Origin of the sequence: Maribacter antarcticus DSM 21422, assembly GCF_000621125.1 — a bacterium.
Taxonomy (GTDB): Bacteria; Bacteroidota; Bacteroidia; order Flavobacteriales; family Flavobacteriaceae; genus Maribacter; species Maribacter antarcticus.
The window spans coordinates 747,795-769,943 of record NZ_KK211214.1; the positions used below are offsets into that span (position 1 = coordinate 747,795).

The following is a 22,149-nucleotide window of genomic DNA, read 5'->3' on the forward strand; positions in this document are numbered from 1 at the left end:
CAACGTTTTGTTGTCAACCATCGGATTGCTGTTGTGTACAGGGTTTTTTTAATAGGAAGGGTATTTGTAACAGCCCATATTTATGGTCTTTATCCATATGGGGCAATTCTATTTGACTTGCCGCTTAATTTGTACCTTTATCGTGAAAATTGATGATTATGGAAGAACGTTTAATGTCCAAGAAAAAACCAGCCTATCCGGTGAATAAAAGATTGGACGACTACTTGTCTAACTATAATCGAAAAATCGAGATACCTATCTTCTATGACGATTTACTTCGCTTCGCAGGTTCTGTCGTAGTCTATGATAAAAACGACGAGGATACCCTCTGGATAAGGGTATATTATTCTGAATATGATCGAAAGGAGATAGATTATAGCTTAAAGAAGGTATACTCCATTCTACATTCTGATGGAAGCGATAATATTAACCAATATTTGAACGTGGATGCGGTTGATTTCTGCACCTTTGGAAACTCTAAACCTTTTCGAATAAAAATTAGGAATATTTTGAACGATAACTTCACTTATTTCTATATCAAAAAGACTGATGCATCCCGAATTTATGGACTGGAATTGGAGCACATGCTCTCCCCGTATAACCTAAATTTTTTGGTCTATAAGGATACCTTGATAGAAGAGCATATTGCTGGAATACCAGGCGATGAGTTTATAGAAAAAATGTTACCTAAATGTTCTGAATCTGAGAAATCTCAGCTAGCTAAGGAGTTTGTAAAGTTCAACGAGCGTTGTATGATTAGGCTTTTGGGCGATATGCGAAGCTATAATTATGTTATAGTTCCTGTACATGATTTTGACCATGTGGTCTATAGGATTAGAGCAATTGATTTTGACCAACAGTGTTTTGAAGGGAAGCTAAAGGTATACAGACCTCAGTTTTTTAAAGAAAATTTGCACATGGTTGAACTCGTGGCTAATAAGCTGCGTTCAGATTCTGTAGCCCAGTACAAATTGGAGGAACGCTCTATCGTTGCAAAAAGAATCTTAAGTTCTGGAAATCGTATAAAAAAGTTAAGGGCTATAGTCAAAACTGATAAAATTTCTACCAAGGAGAACATAATTTTGTTACGTGAGCAAATCTATGAGCTAACCCTAGACATGGATTTTAAAAAGTGTAGGACAATGGGACAAATTTTAGATTTGGCACTACAATTTGTAAAAAGAAATTATGAGGATGTGAGTATGAAACAAATTATAGAACACAGTATTAAGATTTGAGCCAATAGTGAAAAGTAATTGGTAATAATAAGAAGTAATTAGTAAACCGTAAAAGCATCTAAATCAAAAAAACCAATGTATAAAAACCACTATAATTATTCTTATAGAGGGTCCATGGGTTTTATAAATCTAGTTGCTTAGCTTTTTACCTCCTTGTTGAAATATACTAAGTAATAGTACATCTGTCGTTCTTCATCCCAGCCTTTTTCTACAAATTTCTCGGCTGATTCTGGATTTATGAAGTCCATTTTAATCTGAATGTTAGTATCCAGATTAATAACGTTTTTTATTTTTTTTCTAGCATCGGACACTGCTTTGTTGGCAATATCAAAGTTGGAAACGTCTTGTATGCTATATTTTGGTCCCTTTTCAGTTTTATAATGTTTAAACTCAGGAATAAGTTCTGGGTTTGATATTACCTCGTTCAAGAAATTGGTTTCCTCAAAGGCATCGTTTTTGGCAAAATGGTTAACCGCTCGGTTCATAAACAATACTTCTTGCTGCTTGTCTTCAGCAGGTAACACCACATCTTTTGCAAAGTTCTGACAAAGTTTAAGGTAGTTTTTAGTCTTAAAATTATCATCTGACAAGGCATCTACGCCCAAGAAATGCGCTAGCCAATATTTGGTATCGTATTTATTCCCATCTACCGAAAGGACTTTGTAGCCCTCTTCTTTATTGATATTAAAAATAAGACATCCCTTATCCAATTTATTAATATTAATGCCCTGCTGTACAATAATGTCCAAACTGGAGCTGTTCTCTTGAAACTGCAGAAAGTCGTGTTTTAACTCGCTCTTAAAAATACCTACGGCATCTACTTTTTGATTGTCTAAAAGAATACCGGTTAAATAGGCTACATATACTTCTCCACTTTTGATATGTGGATGATTGGATTGCTCAAAAAGATGTGTAGCAATCTTCTTAGAATTTTGATGACTAGTAGCACTATCTTCAAAAATGGTACTTACAATGGTATAAAGTTCATTGAATTCTACATCTACTTCATTGGTAAGTTTGTAATAGTTTTCTTCTTTTTCCCGGAAAGGTTTAAAAAAATATTCCTTTAAAAGTCCTGTGGTTTCATCGTTTAACAAAAAGGGTTCTTCAGATAAAAATACCCCTTCGTTTTTATTCTTGTTCCCTACTTTGTGAATGGAGATGTGTTCTATTTGTGTGGCGTATAAATTAATCATGTAGTAGTTCTTTTGTTTTCATTTTCCACATGTATCCTTAAATTAATTCAGTAGTAGTGGAAATCTCTAAGGTGCCTAATTTATGTCAATTTCGACTTACCCTAATCAATTAAAGATATAATAAAATTAACGTTTACTGATGCGGTGTTGTTTTTATGATAATAAGGTAGTTGAATCCCCGGCTCGTTTATTAATTCCAGTTTTCGTCAAAATCAAGGTCGTCATAATTATCAAAAGTGTCATCGAAATCAAACGCACTATTTTCCGATTCAAACTTCTTTTCCGGTGGGGTTTCTGGTAGTTCCCCAAAACTAAAAAGTATATTAGGATAGGTGCGGCCATCTTCTTTATCTACCACATCGGCCAATTCAACAAAAAAGGTCCACATGCTTAGAAAATCGTATACATATATAAGTTTTGGTGTGTTTTCGGTAATAATGTCCTCTAAAAAGGTTTCGTTCATCAGCCTAACATCAGAACCGGATTCACTCATGTCAAAAAGTGCAATTTCCTCGTCCTGTTTCCATTCTTCATCGCAAGTATAGAACGAAGCCATCTCGTTTCCTAAAAATCCGAATGCTTGTGTGATGGCATTGTGAAAGTCTTCCAAGGAATTATGGGCTTCAATTTCCAAATCACGGAAAATATCTTCCTCCGCATCCAGTATTATCCTAATTTTATAAACCATGCCTTTATTTTGTGGGTGGACAAAGTTACGAAGTTTTAAGATTTGTTAGAGGCTTTATTGCATCTAAAACCAAATAGAACTGAATGCCAAAGAGAATGGCGGCGAGCACTAAATGTAAGGCTTGGCTACCAAATGGGAAATCGATGTAATACATGGCTATTCCAGTAAATATTTCTAATACTAAAATAAAGAATATCCAATAGATTTTTAAATGCCCAAGGTTAAACTTTAGTATTCTATAGGCCAATGCAGCGTTAATTAAAGCAATACCTATAGATAGACTCCTATGAACGTAAAACTGTACCGTTGGGTCTTGCAGCCAAAGGTCTTTCGCGTTGGGTCCTAAAAAGTCTATTTGATGGTCTATAAATTCCCGCACCTGTGTGCCTAGAATTACTTGGACAAGGGTAAGTGACAATGCTGCCACAGCAATTAAAAAGGTAGGCTTGTCATAGGTAATCCGCTTATTTTCTTTGTTTACAATAAATATAATGTAGAGTAAGAATGCAACGATGACTAAGGCCATAAGCATGTGTAATGTAATTTTAAACGGTTGTAATACCGAGTAAACAACGGTTGCTCCCAACCAGCCTTGGAAACCCATGCCAAATACCACGAGCCACGAGAGCAAAGTAACTTTTTTTTGTTTTTTCCAGTACGTAATGGAGGCAAATGCCAGCAGTAGGGTTGCCAAACCTGCCACCGCGCCCAACAGGCGGTTAATGAATTCTATCCACGTATGCCACGGATTAAATATCGCGTAGTCGTGTTTGGTGTACTCTTCCCAATTTTTGGCGCTAAATTCAATCCCCGTGGTGGTGTCCTTCCTAGCTACCCTTAACGTCTCGTTCAAGATAATAACCTGGCCTTTTTTATATGCCTTGTTAGCTTCCCATTCTAGTTCCGAAGCTTCTGTTGGGGGAATATAATACCCAAAACATTTAGGCCAATCTGGGCAGCCCATGCCACTGCCAGTCATGCGCACTACGGCACCAGCCACAATAACTAAATACACCAGAATCAGCGAGATTTTAGCTAGTTTTCTAAAGGATATCATTCGCTTTTTATTTTAAGTCCTAGTTCATTTCCCTTTTTTAGCATTAAGGCCTTTGCTGCCTCAAATTCATTAGGAATATCACCCTCGAGAATCGCTTCTTTTATATGGTCTTTGATGATACCAATTTCTTTAGAAGGTTTTAAATCGAATGCAGTCATAATCTCTTCGCCGCTAATGGGTGGTTGAAAATTTCGAATACTGTCGCGTTCCTCAACTTCTATAATTTTCTGACGTACAAGTGTAAAGTTGTTCTTATACTTACGCTGTTTTTTTGTGTTTTTGGTGGTTATATCAGCCTCGCATAATGTCATTAAATCTTCTACATGTTCGCCGGCATCAAAAACCAAACGTCTTACAGCCGAGTCGCTCACATGTTCTTCAGAAAGGATAATAGGTCTTGAACTCATAAGTACTATTTTCTGAACGAACTTCATTTTGTCGTTCAGGGGCATTCGTAGTCGTTTAAATAGTTTGTATACCATTTTGGAACCAACAAACTCATGGCCGTGGAATGTCCACCCGATTTTCTTGTGGAATCTTTTGGTAGGTGCCTTACCAATATCATGCAAGAGTGCTGCCCATCTTAACCAGAGGTTGTCCGTATTTTTACAAATATTATCTACTACTTCAAGGGTATGCCAAAAATTATCTTTGTGTTTCTGTCCTTCTATTTCTTCTACACCTTGCAGTGCTGTTAGTTCTGGGAGTATACTAGCCAACAGTCCTGTTTTATGTAAAAGGGCAAAACCTGTTGAAGGTTCAGGGGTTTGCATTATTTTATGGAGTTCATCAACAATACGTTCGTTGGAAATAATTTTTAAACGGTCTTTATTGTCGGTTATAGCCTGTAATGAAGGCAGTTCTATCGTAAATCCCAGTTGGGTAGCAAAACGTACCGCCCGCATCATCCTAAGTGGGTCGTCCGAGTAGGTGGTGTTTGGGTCTAACGGTGTTCTTAATAATTGCCGCTCTAGGTCTTTTATACCTTCAAAAGGATCTAATAAATTTCCAAACGTAGCTTTGTTTATTGATAGCGCCAGTGCATTTATGGTGAAATCTCGCCGTCTTTGGTCATCATCCAAAGACCCGTTTTCAACGACCGGTTTTCTGCTATCCCTATGGTAACTTTCTTTTCTCGCCCCAACAAATTCCAGTTCTATTCCCTCATGTTTGAGCATGGCGGTACCAAAGTTCTTAAAGACGGCAACTTTGGGTTTTCCCCTAAGTTTTGAGGCTACTTTTTCTGCTAAGGTAATACCGCTACCAACGGCAACGATGTCTATATCTTTTGAAGTGCCTCTTTTTAGAAAAAAATCTCGTACAAAGCCACCTATCACATAGGCCTCAAGTCCCAATTCATCGGCGCTCTTCCCAATTACCTGAAAAATATCTTCTGTTAATGCCTGTGTGTAGTTCATGGGTCTTTCGCCTGCATTATTCCCGTATCACCTTTACTTTATGCGTTCCACTTAATTTAATAATTGTGGAGGCTTGGGAACCTTCGTTTTCTTTTTGCAAATTTACCACATAGTCTACACCTTTTAAAATGACCTGATCAATTTCTTTAAAACTTTTTGGGATGCTGTTTCCACTGATGTTTGCTATTGTTGTTACAATTGGTTTTTTAAATTTGTTAATAAGGTATCGGCAAAATTTGTCAGAAGCTACCCGCATGGCCAAGGAGCCGTCTAGAGCGGTCATGTTTTTTGAAATACCTCTTGGAGTATCGTAGACAATAGTAGTGGGTTTTGCAGCCAGATCCATTAGGTCATATGCCAAGTCTGGCACCCTTTCTACATGCTTTTCTAGCATGGCATCATGGGCTACCAAACAGACCATAGGCTTGTCCGGCTTTTGTTTTTTTAATTGGTAGATTTTCTGCACCGCTAGGTCGTTTGTGGCATCACAGCCTATTGCCCATAACGTATCTGTTGGATAAAGAATGAGTCCACCTTCTTCTAATCTCGCAATAGCGTTGTTAATTTCTTCTATCAAAATTTCTGTACGGATAAATATAATTACAAAAGTAGGTTTTCTAGCCTGTAAATAATTTTCTGTTCAATATAATAACGCTTCTACACCTAATGTATTTTTAAATAATTAAGTTGAAATGGCCACTATTGCAGCCTGATGTTGTATTTTCCGCCAAACTTTACAAGCGTAGTGTATGATTGAGGTAAATGATATGGAACTATTAAACAAATTTCCGGGATGGAAGCTCGTTGAACTAACGAAACGTCGTATTGAGATGAAATCGTTATCAGTAATAAACCATAACGATAGTCCTAAAATAGTAACATATCTTTTCGGGAAAATTCCAAATACGAAATGGATTTTTAATTTGGAAAACGATACATTTATCGCTGAAATTAGGGAAAAATCAAAGTATACAAGAATGTATACCTCGGGCTGTTTTGATATTTTTCATTATGGTCATTTGAATATATTAGCAAAGTCAAAGGAACTTTGCGATTATTTGATTGTTGGGGTTTCTACAGATGAACTCATCGAAAAAGAAAAGGGTAGGCGCCCGGTAATCCCATTCGAAGAACGCATGAAAGTTATGCAAGCGATTGGTTTGGTAGATGAGGTTATTCCCCAAACCGATAAAGATAAACAGCGTATCGTAGATGAGCACCGTATAGATGCGATATCGGTTGGTAGCGATTGGAAGGGGCGATATCCTAAGGTAAGTTGCGCCATGGAGTATTTTCCATATACAGCAAATGTTAGCAGTACTATTTTAAAGAATACGTTACAACTTAAATGATAGTTGTTACATCAATGCCTTGTCGTCTGTAGCGGTGTTCCAATCTTTAACTGGCGTTTGCCAGTCTCCGTATCTATAGGTCAAATAGCCATCGGTATCCTCTGGAATGCTATAGCTTTTATCTTGAAAGGATATGGTTTTAAAGTTTTCGTAAAAACGTAATGGAACACTTTTAGTCTTATTGTCTATTTCCCAATAGGTGTTTTGGTCATCAGAGTATTTAATAAACACATCTAGGCATACCTTTCCTTTTACCAAGCCAAAAAAGCGTTTATTGCGAATTTTCATCATGCGCAAATCTCCCTTTTTGAATTCATTACTTGTTACTGAAAAATATCTTGTCCTTATTCTGTAGCCTTCTTTTTTTAAGTTTTGAATTAAGGAATTAAGTTTTGGTATTTCTGTCTCATGCACGGAAATATCCAAGTCGTTATCCCAAGGTAACAATCTGTTTTCGCGTCTAACACCTAGTAAGGTACCACCCTCTAACCAATATGTAATTTGCTGTTGCTCAACTATTTTAATTACACTTTTTAACAGCCTTTCCGCCTCTTTAAGATTCTTTCCTTCCAAGGTAATATCGTACGCCATATGGGTATATTTATTTATGTTTAATTCCCCGTAATCTTTTTAGTTCTTTGTAGCGACTATAGACTCCCAAAGCATTTAAGTAGCTAATAATCACGCCTCTTTTTCCATCTAAAAAGCCAAACCTAAAAACATAATGGTTAAGGAATTTATACCCGGTCCTAAATACAAAATGGTAGAGATTTGGACTGTAATCCTTGGCCAGTTCCTCTTGGGCCTTCATCTGACCATACTTAATCATCTTGCCCTTATAATCTTCGTAGTCTTTGTAAGAATAATGTATCAGTTTATTTTTAAGAACATCTACCGGGCCATCCACAATCAAAGTTTCGTGCACAATTCGCTCTTTAGTGAACGCTACTTTACTTTTTCTAAAAAGCCTAAAGTTTTTGTCGCTTTGCCATCCGCTAAATCGCAGTATTTTTTGCCTAAACATAAAGGTTCTATAAAAATAATAGGCAACAGCTTTAGTATCACCGTTGATTGTATTAAGTATTTCATTTTTAAGTCGATCTGTGATGCGTTCATCTGCATCCATAAATAGAACCCAGTCGTTTGAAGCCAGGCTCATGGCATAGGATTTTTGATCAGTATAATTGACAAACGGCCTTTGAATTAAGGTGACATTTGGTCTCTTTTTTATGCGTTCTATAGTACCATCGGTACTAAAAGAATCTACAACGATAATCTCGTTTGCAAACTGAACATTGGTAAGTACTTCATCAATATGTATAATTTCGTTAAAAGTGATGAAAACCGCCGACACTTTATTATTAACGATTCCGTTCCAAGGAGCAGTGATGGGTCTGCCGAAAATTGTATCTATTTTAATTCTTCTGTCCAATGGAAGTACGCGTGCTTCTGGAATCCCGTTTTTAATTGCATATTCTTCCGTGGCCTCAATCATTCGAAGTGCAGATTTACCATCTTGATAGGGATGGTACAATGCGTTTAGGGCTAAACGTTTTGCTTCAAATTGGTCTTCATTTAAATTTTTAAGTACACTTTTCGTTAGCTGACCCTTTTGGATGAGGTTATCCCAACGGATGTTTTGAGATATCGTTTTAAAACTGATTGCTGGTTTGTTCAGTAATAAGAATTCATAAATTACGGAAGAGGTATCGCTAATAAGAAGATCTGCTAAAAGCAGAAATTTTATAATGTTCTTTTCTTCAACGAACACGATGTTTTTATGCTTTTCGGCGAGGGACTTGTAGGTATTTATTAAAGCTAGGCTCATCAGGTCATGAAACTTCACTAGAATTAAATAACTTGTTTCGTTAGCCAAGTGTTCAATATCCTCTAAAAGGGCCGTTGCAGAGGTTAGGCTAGGGGAGAAGGTTGGGGCGTATAATATAATTTTGTCCGTGTCATACTTCTTAAGAAGTCCTTCTTTTTCCAAATCGTAGACAGTTTTATTTAGCCCATAAACATCTAATTTTGGCCAGCCAGTTTGCACCACTTCAAAATTACCGTGTTTTTCTTTTAATTCATTAAAACGATTTGTAAAGTACGGACCTTGGGTTAAATACAAATCAAAATAATATCGAATTCGAAAATGGCCTTTTTTTTCTCCGGCTAATCCATGAAAAATTTGAGTTTTAACTCCCCTTAAGTAATACGGCACCTCATTGCCCGGCACTAAAATCACATCGCTTTGGTAAAATTGTAAATCTAATATGCTTGATGTATGTGCCTCTTCTGGAAAGGGAAATCTTTGAATCAGTTTTTTAGAAACGAACCAAACATAATCGCTGCCCCGTTTAATAAGTTCGTCACGAATGGGAGTCATGATTCCAAAAGCGTATGCATTCTGGCAAAAAAGAATAAATTTCATTTTTGGAAAATAGTGTTTGCATTTTCCAGGTCCTCCCTAAAATCAACTTCTACGCAGTCAAACGCGGATATATCTATTGCCGAAATTTTAACTTCGTCATGCTCAATTGCCATTTCTAGGCCTCTCTCAAAGTAATCATTGTCGTCGCAAGTTTCTAAACGGTCAATAAAATACCCGATGTCTTTTTGTGCTATGAAATTTATACCCACTGCTTCTCCAAGACCCTTTTTAACGCTCTTTGAAAGTTGGTCTATATGCCCATCTTTTAAAGTATACTTAACTTCTTCTTCCGCTACTTTACTTGTGTTTACTGCAACAAAAGAATTTTCCGAAGAGATATGAGGCTTTAAAATGGAAAGGAGTTTGCCGTCAAATACCACATCACCATTTAACCACAAAACAGAATCGTTTCTGTTCTTTTTTAAGGCTTTAAGTAAGCTTTTAGAGGTGTTGGTACAATCAAAGTAAGGATTATAGATATATATAAGTTGGGGAAACCGTTCCATGATAAGGTCCTTTTTAAACCCTACTACTACATTGATATCGTCGATATTAAAGTTGTTTTCAAGATTGGATATCTGCATACCCATTATGGTTTTTCCGTTATCTAATGGAGTAAGCGGTTTGGGAAAGGGGTTTCCTAAGCGGGAACCAATACCTGCGGCAAGAATAACAATTTTCACGTTTTAATGTTTTAAAGAGGTAACCGATGATAAACTTAAATTTTAGACCAGTGCTAGTTTTTCTATCTAATATCTGATTTACATCAATAGTGTAAATTAAAAATATATAAACAAACACCTATAGCTTAATGCTTCAAATGTAAAATTAATTTAAGGATAACTAAAATTAAAGAGCTATTAGCCTAGTTTTTATAGCATTCCTGTTTGCAGGTGGTACATGCTTACAGGCTTCGTAGAGGATGCTTTACTATGGTGTGGCGGCTATTTTACTTGCTTAACTGCTGTGTTGAGAAACCGTTTTTAAGCTTGGTACTTTTTGTTCCTGTTCTAATTTTCTGAGTTCTTGGTATCTTTCCCAGTCCCCTAGTGCGTTAAGATAGCATATGGTTACTCCTTTCATGCCATCCAAAACTCCAAAACGGAAGAAATAATTATAAACAAACGTAAAGGTTGGTTTTCCGAGTAAGCGTAGAAGATTAAAACGTTTTCCTTTTTGTGATGCTTCTTTTGCCTTCATTCTACCATATACGAGCATTTTATGCTTGTAGTTAGCAAAATCGCGATAGCAATAATGGGTAAGCTTTTCTTTTAAAATAGCTGAACTTCCTTGTATTTCTAAAGTTTCATGTACAATGCGTTTATCAGAAAACTGTACTTTACTTTTCCTGAACAGCCTATAGTTCTTGTCTGTTTGCCATCCACTATAGCGCAGGTGTCTTTGTTGAAACATGAATTTTCTTCTAAACCAATACGCTACATGTTCTTCGTTGCTATTAATGGTAACTTTTATTTCTTCTTGTAAATCGGGTGTTACCACTTCATCAGCATCTACAAAAAGCACCCAATCATTGGTTGCTTGTGCTAGTGTAAAAGCCTTTTGGGTTGTATAGTTTTTAAACGGATGTTGAATAACCCTCACGCTGGGGTGTGCACTAAGAAATTCATACGTACCATCAGTACTGTAGGAGTCTACGACAATGATTTCATCTGCAAAATCAATTGATTTGAGGCATTTTTCTATGTATCCAATCTCGTTATACGTGATTACAAGTGCTGATATTTTTTTATGCTGAGGCTCCATAACTAATGTGAGTAGTTAACTTATTAAGGAGTGTTCTGGGTATAGAACTGAAAAAAAAGCAAAAAATTATATTTTTACCTGTCTTTTCCTACAAAATTACACAGCTACGTTATGTTCTCTTAGCGCATCGTTAAGTGACGTCTTTTTATTGGTGCTTTCCTTTCTTGTTCCGATGATCAGAGCGCAAGGAACCTGAAACGCTCCAGCCGGAAACTTTTTGGTGTAACTCCCTGGTATAACAACTGAACGCGCAGGAACCCTACCTTTTAGTTCTACTGGGGAAGCCCCAGTAACATCGATAATTTTAGTAGATGCCGTTAAAACGACGTTGGCACCTAACACAGCTTCCGTTTCTACGTGAACGCCTTCGACTACAATACATCGAGAACCAATAAAGGCATTATCCTCTATAATTACGGGTGAGGCCTGTAGTGGTTCCAATACTCCGCCTATGCCCACACCACCGCTAATATGCACATTTTTACCTATTTGAGCGCAACTTCCCACAGTAGCCCAAGTATCTATCATAGTGCCTTCATCTATATATGCACCTATGTTCACATAGCTAGGCATTAAGATTGTTCCTGGAGAAATATAGGCACCATGCCTGGCAACTGCATTTGGTACTACGCGTATGCCCTTTTCCTTATAGCCTCTTTTTAATGGCATTTTATCATGATATTCAAAAATACCGGCTTCAAGAGTTTCCATTTTTTGAATTGGAAAATAGAGTACTACAGCTTTTTTTACCCATTCGTTTATTTGCCATCCAGATGCAGTAGGTTCGGCACAACGGAGTTTGCCAAGGTCAATAAGATTTATAACGGCTCGTATTGTTTCTTGTGTTTTAACGTCTGATAAAAGCGCCCTGTTTTCCCAAGCTTGCTCTATACTATTTCTTAAATCTGTCATTTTACCCTAAAATTTTCTCAAATATAGGTCGAACCAAAGTAATTCACTATTTGTAAATTCACATATCACAAATTATCCGTTACTTTTGACAAAAATTAATTTTGGGAAGAATTTTAGCGTTGGATTACGGTGAGAAACGAACTGGAATAGCAGTGACGGACGAGTTGCGTCTTATAGCTTCCGGTCTCACCACAGTACCTACCAAGGAGCTTATGCTTTTTTTGAAAGACTACGTTATTGCCGAGAATGTTGATATTTTTGTCGTAGGCGAACCCAAACAAATGAACAATACGCCTTCCGAGTCCGAACAATATATAAAACCTTTTTTGGCAGAGCTCGCGAAGCATTTTACTGGTATTTCTATTGAAAGACAGGATGAGCGTTTTACCTCTAAAATGGCTTTCCAAAGTATGTTGGATAGTGGCTTAAAGAAGAAGCAACGAAGAAATAAGGCCTTGGTAGATGAGATTAGTGCAACATTGATATTGCAGTCATATTTAGAAAGAAAATAGTATGGACGTACTAGTTGAGTTTGAAATATTGTTCAAAAGAAAAATACGGCAGTATTGTAAATCTTTTTTTGCGACTAGGAATATTAAAAGACTCACCAATACTGATTTTGTTATTGTTAGCAGGAACTGCTGGGGTGGACAGGTATATCAACATTTACAACAGCCATACAATACACCCTTTGTAGGATTGTTTTTGTTTGGTCCTTGTTACATGAAATTGCTAGCTAATTTTGATGACTATATGAAATTGGATTTGGATTTTATAATGGTGTCCAAATACCCGGAGTCCAAGAACAATTATCCAATTGGTCTTTTAAATGATGTAGAAATCCATTTTCAACATTATGAAACAGAAGTGGAGGCTCGGGAAAAATGGAACCGTAGAAAAGCGAGAATGCTAGAAAATACGGATAAGGATAGCTATTTTTTTATGGTTTGTGACCGTAGGCGCATCAATACCGAGGATTTAACAAGTTTTCATGAACTTCCTTTTAAAAATATGGTTTCCTTTGCATTTTGTGATTTACCAGAAGGAACTGTTGGAAATCATATAAAATTTTTCACTAGTAAACGAAACATAACGAACAAGATACCCAACGGAAAAAAGAGATTTAAACTTACTTTTTTATATTTTGATGTAGTCCACTGGTTAAATAGTGGCGCGATTTTAAGAACACGATTTAAACAATAACAATGATTTTACCGATTATAGCCTACGGTGATACCGTTTTGAGGAAAGTAGGAGACGACATAGACAAGGAATACCCAAAACTCAAGGAGTTGGTTGCTAATATGTGGGAGACGATGTATAATGCAAGTGGCGTAGGATTAGCTGCCCCACAAATAGGATTGCCAATACGTTTATTTTTGGTGGATACCTCACCGTTTGCAGATGACGAAGACCTTACCGAGGAGGAACAAAAACAATTGGAAGGCTTTAAACAAGTTTTTATAAATGCCTATATAGAAGAGGAAACGGGAGAGGAATGGGCGTTTAATGAAGGATGCTTAAGTATACCTGATGTCCGCGAAGATGTGAGCAGAAAGGATACGATAAAAATGACCTATTTTGATGAGAATTTTAAAAAGCAAGAACAAACCTTTGACGGGCTTCTAGCGCGTGTCATACAGCATGAATATGATCATATAGAAGGAGTACTGTTTACAGACAAACTGTCTTCTTTGAAAAAAAGACTGATAAAGGGAAGATTGGCTAATATATCCAAGGGGAAAATAAATGTGGATTATCGAATGCGATTCCCAAATAGGAAAAAAGGTCGTTAATTTCTGCTCGTATCTAGTTTAAAAATATAATATTTGCCCTTTTAAATTTAAAAAAAGCCTATGGGGTTAGAGAAAATACTATCGGTTGCTGGAAAACCAGGATTGTACGAATTAATTACACAAACCAGATCTGGATTTGTTGCAGCGTCTTTGATAGACGGGAAAAAAATTAGCGTTGGGCTAAAAAGTAACGTTAGCGTGCTTTCTGAAATAGCGGTTTATACTTTGGATGAAGAGCTTCCTTTGCGAGCGGTGTTCTTAAAGATGCAGGTAAAGGAAAAGAGTGGTAAAACTTCTATAAGCCATAAAGAGGATAAGATTAAATTGGAGGAGTACTTTTTTGAGGTACTTCCCAATTACGATGAGGATAGGGTATATGCTAGTGATATTAAGAAAATTATAAGCTGGTATAATATACTGGTCGATAAAGGTATCGCAGATTTTTCCGAAAATGAAGAAGACCTTTCTTCAGAGGAAGAATAACAAAAAATATGTTGTGTAAAAAAGCCTCGATAGTAACTACTGTCGAGGCTTTTTCATAAATTGTCTATCCTCAATCTTTCTCAATCGTTTCGTAGCTGTATTTACTTTTCTTCCAATCTATTAATGGCGACGGGTAGTATTTTACGTCCATTCGTTCCAAAAACGGAGCCTGGTTTGCTAAACGAATCTTATAATTCTCCCAATCCCTGTTTTCTGGAGAACTCCAACTTAGTTCGGAATACCCTATCACTCTAGGAAAGGCTAGATATTCTAGTTCATCGATATTGCTTATAGTTTCTGACCATAAAGGAGCTTCGATACCCAATATGTTTTCCTTTGGAATACCGCCATAACCTTCCGGTGTCCAAATGTATGCAGTATCAACAGGTAGGTAGGCTGCCCAATGCAGTCCATATTCCGATAGGGTATCGTACTGCATGTCTAAATACGCTTTTTTAGCAGGTGATACAATGACTTGCATGCCTTTTTCAATAGCTTTTTTAGCATTCTCCTCACTGCTCCACCATTGGGATATGGAGGTTGAATCTATGTCAGCGATGGCAACTTCGTCCCAACCTATCATGCGCTTTCCGTGTTTTTGTACTATTTTTTCTACTTTGTTTACAAAGTAGACATAATCTTTCTTTTCGGTTACATGGCTTTCATCGCCACCTATATGAAAATAGGGGCCAGGGGTAATTTCTGATATTTCTCGTACCACATCATTTACAAAAGCATATACCGTATCTTTTCTAGTGTCAAATGTGCTAAAACCAACCTGTGTTCCTTCATATAATGTAAGCGTTTTTCCATTTCCGTTTAAAAAAGGATAAGCAACTGATGCCGCATTGGTATGTCCAGGCATATCTATTTCTGGTACTACCGTCATAAAACGTTCTGCTGCATAGCGAACAATTTCTTTATAATCTTCTTGGGTATAAAAACCACCAGCTTCACCACCTACCTCGGTACTACCGCCGATACTTGTCAGTTTTGGCCATGATTTAATTTCTATTCTCCATCCTTGGTCGTCTGATAAATGAAGGTGCAGAACATTTATCTTGTAATAGGATAGAATATCAATATATTTTTTAACATCTTCCACGGCAAAGAAATGGCGGGCAACGTCCAACATGGAGCCTCTATACGCAAAACTGGGATTATCTATAATTTTACCTGTAGGGATGGGCCAAATTTTTTGCAGCGCCAAGGTGTCGTTACTGCTATCGGGTACCAGTTGCCTTAGGGTCTGTATGCCTCTAAAAGCGCCTTCAGCCGTATTTGAATTTATAATAATAGAATCTTGGTTGATGTACAATTGATAGGCTTCTGGTGCGTTCAGCTCCGTGCTGTCTGACTGGTTAATATAGATTACGCGCGCTACTGTTTTCAGAGATTCATCGTTTATAGGGACTTGAAGATTTATTTTTTTTGATAGCTTATCCGCTAAAAACTCAGCCACTTCTTGGAATCCGGTGGCCCCTTTAGCTGTGTAGATAGCTGTAAACTCATCTAGGGCAAAGGCAGAGTTGGTAGGAATTACTTTTAAAGGTTTTGGAATAAGGTTTTCTGCAGAAAGGTCTGTAACCGGCATTGGAATTCTTTTCTTAGGTTCTTTTGTGCAGGCAAAAAATACGCATACCAACGAGAGCAAAAAGAGTGCTCTAACTAGGGTGTTTTTAATCATTGTTCTCATTTATGGGTTAGTAACTAAATCTTTCATGACCTCATACCAGAGGTCATATCCTTTCTGGTTCATATGTAGGCCGTCTTCTATGAAAATATCTTTTTTTAGTTTTCTGCCATTCAGCATTGGCGACCAAACATCGGCATAGGATAAAAGAGGATTCTCATCACTCATTTTTCTAAATTTCCGATTTAATCTTTTATATTTCCCTCGTAGTTTCCATCTGCTTATACTAGGTTTAGCAGCTATTAAAATAATTTTGACCGAGGCATTTGTACTATGAATCTTTTGAATGATTTTATGCGTTGTTGCTATAATTTCTTTAGGCCTTTTTTTTGCTGATATATCATTATCGCCTTCATATATGAATACTTTTTTTGGACGATAGCTTAGAACTAGTGGGTCTAAGTGGTATAATAAATCTGATGCTTGGGAACCTCCAAAACCAGTATTCAAAATTTGATGGTCAGGAAATAATTGTTTTAACGTAGTCCACATACGTACGCTAGAGCTTCCGGTGAAAACAATACTTTCTTTACTACTGTCCCAAACGGAATCATACTTTTTAGAAATGGAACGTACCTCGTCAGAAAATGGTGCAGATTCTTGACCGTAGGTGAAAACTGCCAATAAAAACGAAATGAAAAGACTACTATTTCTCATGTATCTAAAATGCTTAGGTGTAAATTAATACTGATTCGAACTCTTCTCAAACGATTTTCGACCTAGGTACCGTTTAAACTTATAAAGGGAGTTGGATGACTGCTTATTTTGCGTACGACAACTAGTTTTTTTGTCCATTTAAATTCTATTTTCATCAGTATGGCCTACTTTAATTTAAAGTAGTACTACTAGTTTTTCGGCTACCGCCCAGTCATAAAACCTTTGAATCCACGAATCGGATGGTAGTCCTTGTTCTTTCATCCCAAAACCATGTCCTCCTTGTGCATACATGTATAAACCTGGAGTGTGGTCCGCGTTTAATCATGAATTGTAGAGTTCAATACTTCCGCTTGCCAACCCTAACGGGTCGTCCGTAGCGCAAATCACTAAAAGTTTAGGTGCGTTTTTAGGGGCTTTTAGTATTGGATAAACAGTAGTCCATGGATATACGGGAACAACAAAGTCAGGTCTGTTTTCGGAAGTGTAATTGTATGCCACTCCTATAGCTATAGCGCCGCCGGCAGAGAAACCCATAAAGCCAATTTTATTAGTATCTAAATTATAGGTTTCTGCGTTTTGTCTCACATAGGAAATGGCTGATAGTCCATCTGCAATAGAAAGCGGTACTACTTCTCCAACGCGTTGTTCAACTTTATTTTCCAATCGGCTGTCTTTTGAGTATTCTTTTACACCAGCATCTCCTATAGGTACCAATCTATATTTTAGGACAAAGGCGGTAATTCCTTTTTTATTAAGCCATTTAGCCACATCGGTTCCTTCACTTTTAATACTAAGCGCGTAAAGTCCACCGCCAGGGGCAATGATAACGCTGGTTCCATTAGGGTTTTCTGAAGCGAATACTTCTAGAGTAGGAATAGAAATATTGGTAACCACCTTGTGCTGCCATATGCTGGAAACATACTCCTTTTCGCTTCCTTTCCATGATATTTCGGTTTGTTGCTCAAAAGGCACGTTGCTAATTTGTTGTGCAAAGGAGGATACTACCATAAATATGTTGAAAATGAATAAATGTAAATACCGCATCAAGTTTAGAATTAAAAAATTCGCTTTAAAGAGTTACAAAGCAACTTTCTCAGGCTAACAGAATAAAAAGAAATCCTGCCAATACAGCTCCGATAATAGGGCCAATAACGGGAACCCAAGCGTAGCTCCAGTCGCTAGCACCTTTATTTTTAAGTGGAAGGATGGCATGCAAAAGTCGTGGACCAAAATCCCTTGCAGGATTAATGGCATAACCAGTTGCGCCCCCTAGGCCAAAACCGATACCAATAACTAATAGTGCTACCGGAAGTGCGTCCAAAGACCCAAGTGAAATAGCTCCCTCTCCTATACTCCCGCCTGCAATATAGAATATACCAAAGACCAAGGTAAAGGTTCCTATGATTTCGCTCACTAGGTTCCAAAACGGATGTCTGATAGCAGGAACTGTACAAAAAGTGGCCAGGATTGCAGCGGAATCCTCTGTTGCATCATATTGTTTTTTATACGTTAGCCAAACCAATACATTACCCATCATTGCGCCTAAAATCTGTGCAACGATATAGCCCGGTACCAATCCCCAAGAGAATTTTCCCGCTGTGGCCAATCCAATGGTTACTGCGGGGTTTAAATGGGCGCCACTGGCATCTGCAGAAATAAATACGCCTATGAATACAGCAATACCCCATGCGACTGAAATTCCCACCCAACCAAGATCTGCACCTTTGGTACCTTTGAGCACTAAATTGGCTACCACGCCATTGCCAATAAGGATAAGCATGGCAGTTCCTATAAATTCGAAAATGTAAACAGTCATTTAGTTTGGCTTTATATGGTGGAAGATAAATAAAATAGGCCAGTTTTGGAATAATCCATAACTGTCATTGAAAATGCATGCTATTTCTGCACGCTTTTTTAGATTCTTAAGACGTTCTGGTGATGGGATGCCCTTACCAACGAACTCCTTTTACGCTCATTTTTAAGGTATACACAGCTTTGGAGGCCGTAATGAACAGCATATTTTGTTCTCTTCCGCCAAAGGTAACATTGGCTGTCCAATCGGCACCGGTGTCAATATGTTCTATCTGATTTCCTTTTGAGTCAAAAACAAAAACACCATCTCCGGTTAGGTACACATTCCCTAGGTTATCTATCGTCATACCATCGGAACCCATTTGGGTAAAGAGCTGGCGATTGCTCAGAGTACCATCCGCTTCAATCGCATAAGAATAGGTTTTTTCAGCCCCAATATCCGCAATATATAAGGTTCTACCATCCGCAGTTCCTATGATTCCGTTAGGACGCGTAAAATTAGCAGCAACTACTTTTGCATCAGTACCATTAGGCGCTATGTAATAGACAGACTGCGCTGCTAATTCAGCTTCTTTATGCTGCCAATAGGGTCTTTGGTAATACGGGTCCGTAAAATAGATGCCCCCTTTTTTATCAATCCATATATCATTAGGGCCGTTGTATTTCTTATGTTTAAATTGATGTGAAATAATGCTCACGTTCTTGTCAGCATCAATTAGCCAAAGTTCATTTTTTTCATCTGCAGTGGCCAAAAGATTTCCTTGGTGATCTACGTAAAGTCCATTCGCACGCCCTGCTGGTTGCATATAGGTTGAAACTGTATGACGCTGCGCATCCCATTTTAAAATTCGATTATTAGGTTGGTCTGTAAAAAAGACATTGCCTTCCTTGTCTGATGCTGGCCCCTCCGTAAAGGCGTATCCATCAGCTACCAAAACAAGGTCTGCGCCCTTAGCTATAATGCTTTTAGGTTGCGAGGTACAGGAGAAATTAAAAGCTAGTAAGGATAAAAATAATGCGATTGATTTCATAGTAATTGTTTTTGTTAAAGGCTTGAAAATACATTTAATTTTTCGGTTAGCATACTTCGATTCTTTCTAGAAAGAGGGGAGTACTGGGGGTATAAAACCTGAGGCATAGTGCAAACCTCTGTACGCTGGTATCAATAATTCCATTCCCAAGCTATCAAATCATCCGCTGCTCTTGCAGTGCCCGCCTCCTAGTAGGCAAGTTGCCCTAATAAGCCAACTATCAAATAAGCCTAAGAATAACTCCTTAAAACTTTGGCAATTTGTAATTTTGAAGAAAAGCGAACAAGAATGCATTCAAGACAAGAGCAATTAGCCGCAGTTGACCGTCTATTAACAATTATGGAGGAGTTAAGAGCACAGTGTCCCTGGGATAAAAAGCAGACCATACAATCGTTAAGGCACTTGACCATAGAGGAGGTTTACGAGTTGGGAGATGCCATCTTGGATAATGATATGGAGGAAGTTAAGAATGAACTGGGGGATATTTTACTACATATTGTTTTTTATGCCAAAATAGGGTCTGAGACCAAGGATTTTGATATTGCCGATGTGGCCAATGCCATTTGTGAGAAATTGATTCATAGGCATCCACATATTTATGGAGATGTTAAAGTTACCGATGAGGCCGATGTAAAGCGTAATTGGGAATTACTAAAACTTAAAGAAGGCAAGAAAAGTGTACTACAAGGTGTTCCTAAAAGTTTGCCGGCCTTGGTAAAAGCAAGTCGAATACAGGAGAAAGTTGCCGGGGTAGGCTTCGATTGGGAAAAGCCAGAACAGGTTTTTGAAAAAGTACAAGAAGAATTAGGGGAGCTACAGGAAGAAGTACACGCTGGTGATAAAGATAAGATGGAATCTGAGTTTGGTGATGTTTTATTTTCCATGATTAATTATGCTCGATTTTTGGGAATCAATCCGGAAAATGCCCTGGAACGAACCAACAAAAAATTTACAAGGCGATTTCAATATTTAGAAACTGAGGCTGCTAAAAAAGGAAAATCACTCCAAGAAATGAGTTTGGAAGAGATGGACGTGTATTGGAACGCCGCAAAAAAGTTTGGGTGATTTGAGCAACATACTGTTTATAGCTATCTGCTTAATGATTTATCAAAAGTAGTATGTCTTATTTCTTTCTGTAAGAATCACCAGGTGCGATTTTATATATTCCCATGAGCATAAGTATTTAAAAAGTATATTTGCACCTTCAAAAACGTAGCTTTTGCTTAGCAAGTACACCCAGGAATTTAGATACAATATAAAACTGTCCGTCCCCGTTATTTTGGGAATGTTGGGACATACTTTTGTTCAATTTGCGGACAATATTATGGTAGGCCAATTGGGCACGGCAGAACTGGCTGCGGTTTCTTTAGGGAATAGTTTTGTTTTTATAGCCATGTCTTTGGGTATTGGTTTTTCAACAGCAATTACGCCTTTAGTAGCGGAGGCAGATGGTGCTGGGAACAAAAAGGATGCTAAAAGTGCACTTAAGCATGGTTTGGTACTTTGTACCATATTAGGCTTATCGCTTTTTGGCATTATTCTACTAGCCAAGCCTTTAATGTTTATGATGAACCAACCCATTGAGGTGGTGGAGTTGGCCCTGCCTTATTTAGATTTGGTCGCTTTTTCATTGGTGCCGTTGATTATTTTTCAGGCGTTTAAGCAGTTTTCGGAAGGTTTGTCCCAAACCAGATACCCTATGTATGCTACTATTATAGCTAACGTGGTCAATATAGTCCTTAATTATTTACTGATTTTTGGTTCTTTTGGATTTCCGGAAATGGGTATTGTGGGCGCTGCAATTGGCACCCTTATTTCAAGAGTGGTCATGGTGATTTATATTTGGGTGCTTCTTAGGAGTAAGGATAAGTTTCATCCTTTCGTGACCGCTTTTAATTTCAGAGCGTTAGAGAAACGCGTCATGAAAAAAATCATTGCACTTGGGTTTCCGTCTGCGCTACAAATGTTTTTTGAAGTGGCTATTTTTACTGCTGCTATTTGGTTAAGTGGTGTGCTGGGAAAAAACCCACAAGCGGCCAATCAAATTGCCTTGAACCTGAGCAGCATGACCTTTATGTTCGGCATGGGTCTTGGTGTTGCGGCTATGATACGCGTAGGAAATCAGAAAGGGTTAAAGAATTTTACCGATCTCCGCAGAATAGCCCAATCTATCTTTTTACTTACCTTCTTGTTAGAGGTTGTGTTCGCCATCCTATTTTTGGTGGGACGAAACTGGTTTCCTACCATTTACTTAGATTTAGATGATGCTTTAAACCTCAAAGATAATACGGAGGTAATCGCTCTAGCCGCGCAATTAGTATTTGTGGCGGCATTTTTTCAAATTTCAGATGGCGTCCAAGTAGTTGTACTAGGTGCTTTGAGAGGGTTACAAGATGTAAAGATTCCCACAATTATCACCTTTATAGCATACTGGTTGATAGGTTTTCCAGTTTCTTATTACCTGGGTTTACATACGGAGTGGGGAAGTGTCGGTATTTGGATGGGACTTCTGGTAAGCCTTACGGCATCGGCCATTATGTTGTATATTCGATTTAATTATTTGACAAAAAAATTAATACGTAAAGAGGCGGTTTCCGTGTCTTCATAAAGTAAAGAATCCAATAAAA

23 protein-coding genes are annotated in these 22,149 nt (G+C 37.7%); 8 read left to right on the forward strand and 15 right to left on the reverse strand.

All coding sequences use genetic code 11. From position 1 onward, the window contains the following. Positions 1-155: 155 nt before the first annotated feature. A complete protein-coding gene (locus Q360_RS0119715) occupies positions 156-1,238 on the forward strand; it encodes a hypothetical protein (RefSeq protein WP_027078624.1) in 1,083 nt (360 codons plus the stop codon). 137 nt (positions 1,239-1,375) lie between these two features. On the opposite strand, the gene Q360_RS0119720 is transcribed toward Q360_RS0119715, so the two are convergent. From Q360_RS0119720 to Q360_RS0119740, 5 genes are all read right to left on the reverse strand, one after another. Beyond that, positions 1,376-2,434 (reverse strand): nucleoid-associated protein, encoded by a 1,059-nt coding sequence (locus Q360_RS0119720; RefSeq protein ID WP_027078625.1) that lies wholly within the window; start codon positions 2,432-2,434, stop codon positions 1,376-1,378. Between the two features lie 190 nt (positions 2,435-2,624). Further along, the gene (locus tag Q360_RS0119725) at positions 2,625-3,122 is read right to left on the reverse strand and encodes an IS1096 element passenger TnpR family protein (protein WP_027078626.1); all 498 of its coding nucleotides are present in this window, start codon (positions 3,120-3,122) and stop codon (positions 2,625-2,627) included. Between the two features lie 25 nt (positions 3,123-3,147). After that, entirely contained in the window at positions 3,148-4,179 is a 1,032-nt protein-coding gene (locus Q360_RS0119730; RefSeq protein ID WP_036196328.1) for a COX15/CtaA family protein, read from the reverse strand. After that, a complete protein-coding gene (locus Q360_RS0119735; protein ID WP_027078628.1) occupies positions 4,176-5,597 on the reverse strand; it encodes a CCA tRNA nucleotidyltransferase in 1,422 nt (473 codons plus the stop codon). The genes Q360_RS0119730 and Q360_RS0119735 overlap by 4 nt, the downstream gene beginning before the upstream one ends. A 16-nt stretch (positions 5,598-5,613) precedes the next feature. After that, entirely contained in the window at positions 5,614-6,174 is a 561-nt protein-coding gene (locus Q360_RS0119740) for an L-threonylcarbamoyladenylate synthase (protein ID WP_027078629.1), read from the reverse strand. Positions 6,175-6,346: 172 nt separating this feature from the next. On the opposite strand from Q360_RS0119740, the gene Q360_RS26360 reads away from it, so the two are divergent. Beyond that, on the forward strand, positions 6,347-6,949 hold the full coding sequence (locus Q360_RS26360) for an adenylyltransferase/cytidyltransferase family protein (protein ID WP_051554819.1): 603 nt from the start codon (positions 6,347-6,349) through the stop codon (positions 6,947-6,949). Positions 6,950-6,955: 6 nt separating this feature from the next. On the opposite strand, the gene Q360_RS0119750 is transcribed toward Q360_RS26360, so the two are convergent. The 5 genes from Q360_RS0119750 to Q360_RS0119775 all read right to left on the reverse strand — a co-directional run bounded on the left by Q360_RS0119750 (position 6,956) and on the right by Q360_RS0119775 (position 12,050). Then, complete coding sequence (locus tag Q360_RS0119750) at positions 6,956-7,540, reverse strand: LicD family protein (RefSeq protein ID WP_027078631.1); 585 nt, start codon at positions 7,538-7,540, stop codon at positions 6,956-6,958. A gap of 10 nt (positions 7,541-7,550) precedes the next feature. Further along, positions 7,551-9,374 carry a CDP-glycerol glycerophosphotransferase family protein gene (locus tag Q360_RS27295; RefSeq protein WP_036196329.1) on the reverse strand — a complete coding sequence of 608 codons (1,824 nt, stop codon included), beginning with the start codon at positions 9,372-9,374 and terminating at the stop codon, positions 7,551-7,553. Next, positions 9,371-10,057: a phosphocholine cytidylyltransferase family protein gene (locus Q360_RS0119765; RefSeq protein WP_027078632.1), complete on the reverse strand. Its 687-nt coding sequence runs from the start codon at positions 10,055-10,057 to the stop codon at positions 9,371-9,373. Before Q360_RS0119765 ends, Q360_RS27295 begins: the two co-directional genes overlap by 4 nt. 274 nt (positions 10,058-10,331) lie before the next feature. Then, the gene (locus tag Q360_RS0119770; protein WP_027078633.1) at positions 10,332-11,138 is read right to left on the reverse strand and encodes a glycosyltransferase family 2 protein; all 807 of its coding nucleotides are present in this window, start codon (positions 11,136-11,138) and stop codon (positions 10,332-10,334) included. Positions 11,139-11,234: 96 nt separating this feature from the next. Next, positions 11,235-12,050, reverse strand: coding sequence for a 2,3,4,5-tetrahydropyridine-2,6-dicarboxylate N-succinyltransferase (locus tag Q360_RS0119775; RefSeq protein ID WP_027078634.1), 816 nt, complete (start codon positions 12,048-12,050; stop codon positions 11,235-11,237). Positions 12,051-12,151: 101 nt separating this feature from the next. On the opposite strand from Q360_RS0119775, the gene ruvX reads away from it, so the two are divergent. From ruvX to Q360_RS0119795, 4 genes are read left to right on the forward strand one after another with little or no spacing between them, the layout of a single operon-like run. After that, positions 12,152-12,562 (forward strand): Holliday junction resolvase RuvX, encoded by a 411-nt coding sequence (gene ruvX, locus Q360_RS0119780; protein WP_027078635.1) that lies wholly within the window; start codon positions 12,152-12,154, stop codon positions 12,560-12,562. 1 nt (position 12,563) lies between these two features. Beyond that, positions 12,564-13,253 (forward strand): DUF1919 domain-containing protein, encoded by a 690-nt coding sequence (locus tag Q360_RS24955; protein WP_051554820.1) that lies wholly within the window; start codon positions 12,564-12,566, stop codon positions 13,251-13,253. Between the two features lie 2 nt (positions 13,254-13,255). Further along, complete coding sequence (def, locus tag Q360_RS0119790) at positions 13,256-13,846, forward strand: peptide deformylase (RefSeq protein ID WP_027078636.1); 591 nt, start codon at positions 13,256-13,258, stop codon at positions 13,844-13,846. A gap of 60 nt (positions 13,847-13,906) precedes the next feature. Further along, the gene (locus Q360_RS0119795; protein ID WP_027078637.1) at positions 13,907-14,329 is read left to right on the forward strand and encodes a DUF5606 family protein; all 423 of its coding nucleotides are present in this window, start codon (positions 13,907-13,909) and stop codon (positions 14,327-14,329) included. Between the two features lie 70 nt (positions 14,330-14,399). Here the strand turns inward: Q360_RS0119795 and Q360_RS0119800 are convergent, their stop codons facing one another. From Q360_RS0119800 to Q360_RS0119820, 5 genes are all read right to left on the reverse strand, one after another. Continuing rightward, the gene (locus Q360_RS0119800; protein WP_027078638.1) at positions 14,400-16,016 is read right to left on the reverse strand and encodes a family 20 glycosylhydrolase; all 1,617 of its coding nucleotides are present in this window, start codon (positions 16,014-16,016) and stop codon (positions 14,400-14,402) included. Positions 16,017-16,025: 9 nt separating this feature from the next. Beyond that, on the reverse strand, positions 16,026-16,679 hold the full coding sequence (locus Q360_RS0119805; RefSeq protein WP_027078639.1) for a GDSL-type esterase/lipase family protein: 654 nt from the start codon (positions 16,677-16,679) through the stop codon (positions 16,026-16,028). 321 nt (positions 16,680-17,000) lie between these two features. Next, positions 17,001-17,723: an alpha/beta hydrolase gene (locus Q360_RS24000; RefSeq protein ID WP_245603305.1), complete on the reverse strand. Its 723-nt coding sequence runs from the start codon at positions 17,721-17,723 to the stop codon at positions 17,001-17,003. 49 nt (positions 17,724-17,772) lie between these two features. Beyond that, entirely contained in the window at positions 17,773-18,495 is a 723-nt protein-coding gene (locus Q360_RS0119815; RefSeq protein ID WP_027078640.1) for an MIP/aquaporin family protein, read from the reverse strand. A 133-nt stretch (positions 18,496-18,628) separates the two neighbouring features. After that, positions 18,629-19,522, reverse strand: coding sequence for an SMP-30/gluconolactonase/LRE family protein (locus tag Q360_RS0119820; RefSeq protein WP_027078641.1), 894 nt, complete (start codon positions 19,520-19,522; stop codon positions 18,629-18,631). A 288-nt stretch (positions 19,523-19,810) separates the two neighbouring features. Between Q360_RS0119820 and mazG the strand changes: the two genes are divergently transcribed. Then, positions 19,811-20,587, forward strand: coding sequence for a nucleoside triphosphate pyrophosphohydrolase (gene mazG / locus Q360_RS0119825; protein WP_027078642.1), 777 nt, complete (start codon positions 19,811-19,813; stop codon positions 20,585-20,587). Positions 20,588-20,741: 154 nt separating this feature from the next. Beyond that, the gene (locus Q360_RS0119830; RefSeq protein ID WP_027078643.1) at positions 20,742-22,130 is read left to right on the forward strand and encodes an MATE family efflux transporter; all 1,389 of its coding nucleotides are present in this window, start codon (positions 20,742-20,744) and stop codon (positions 22,128-22,130) included. Positions 22,131-22,149 lie beyond the last annotated feature (19 nt).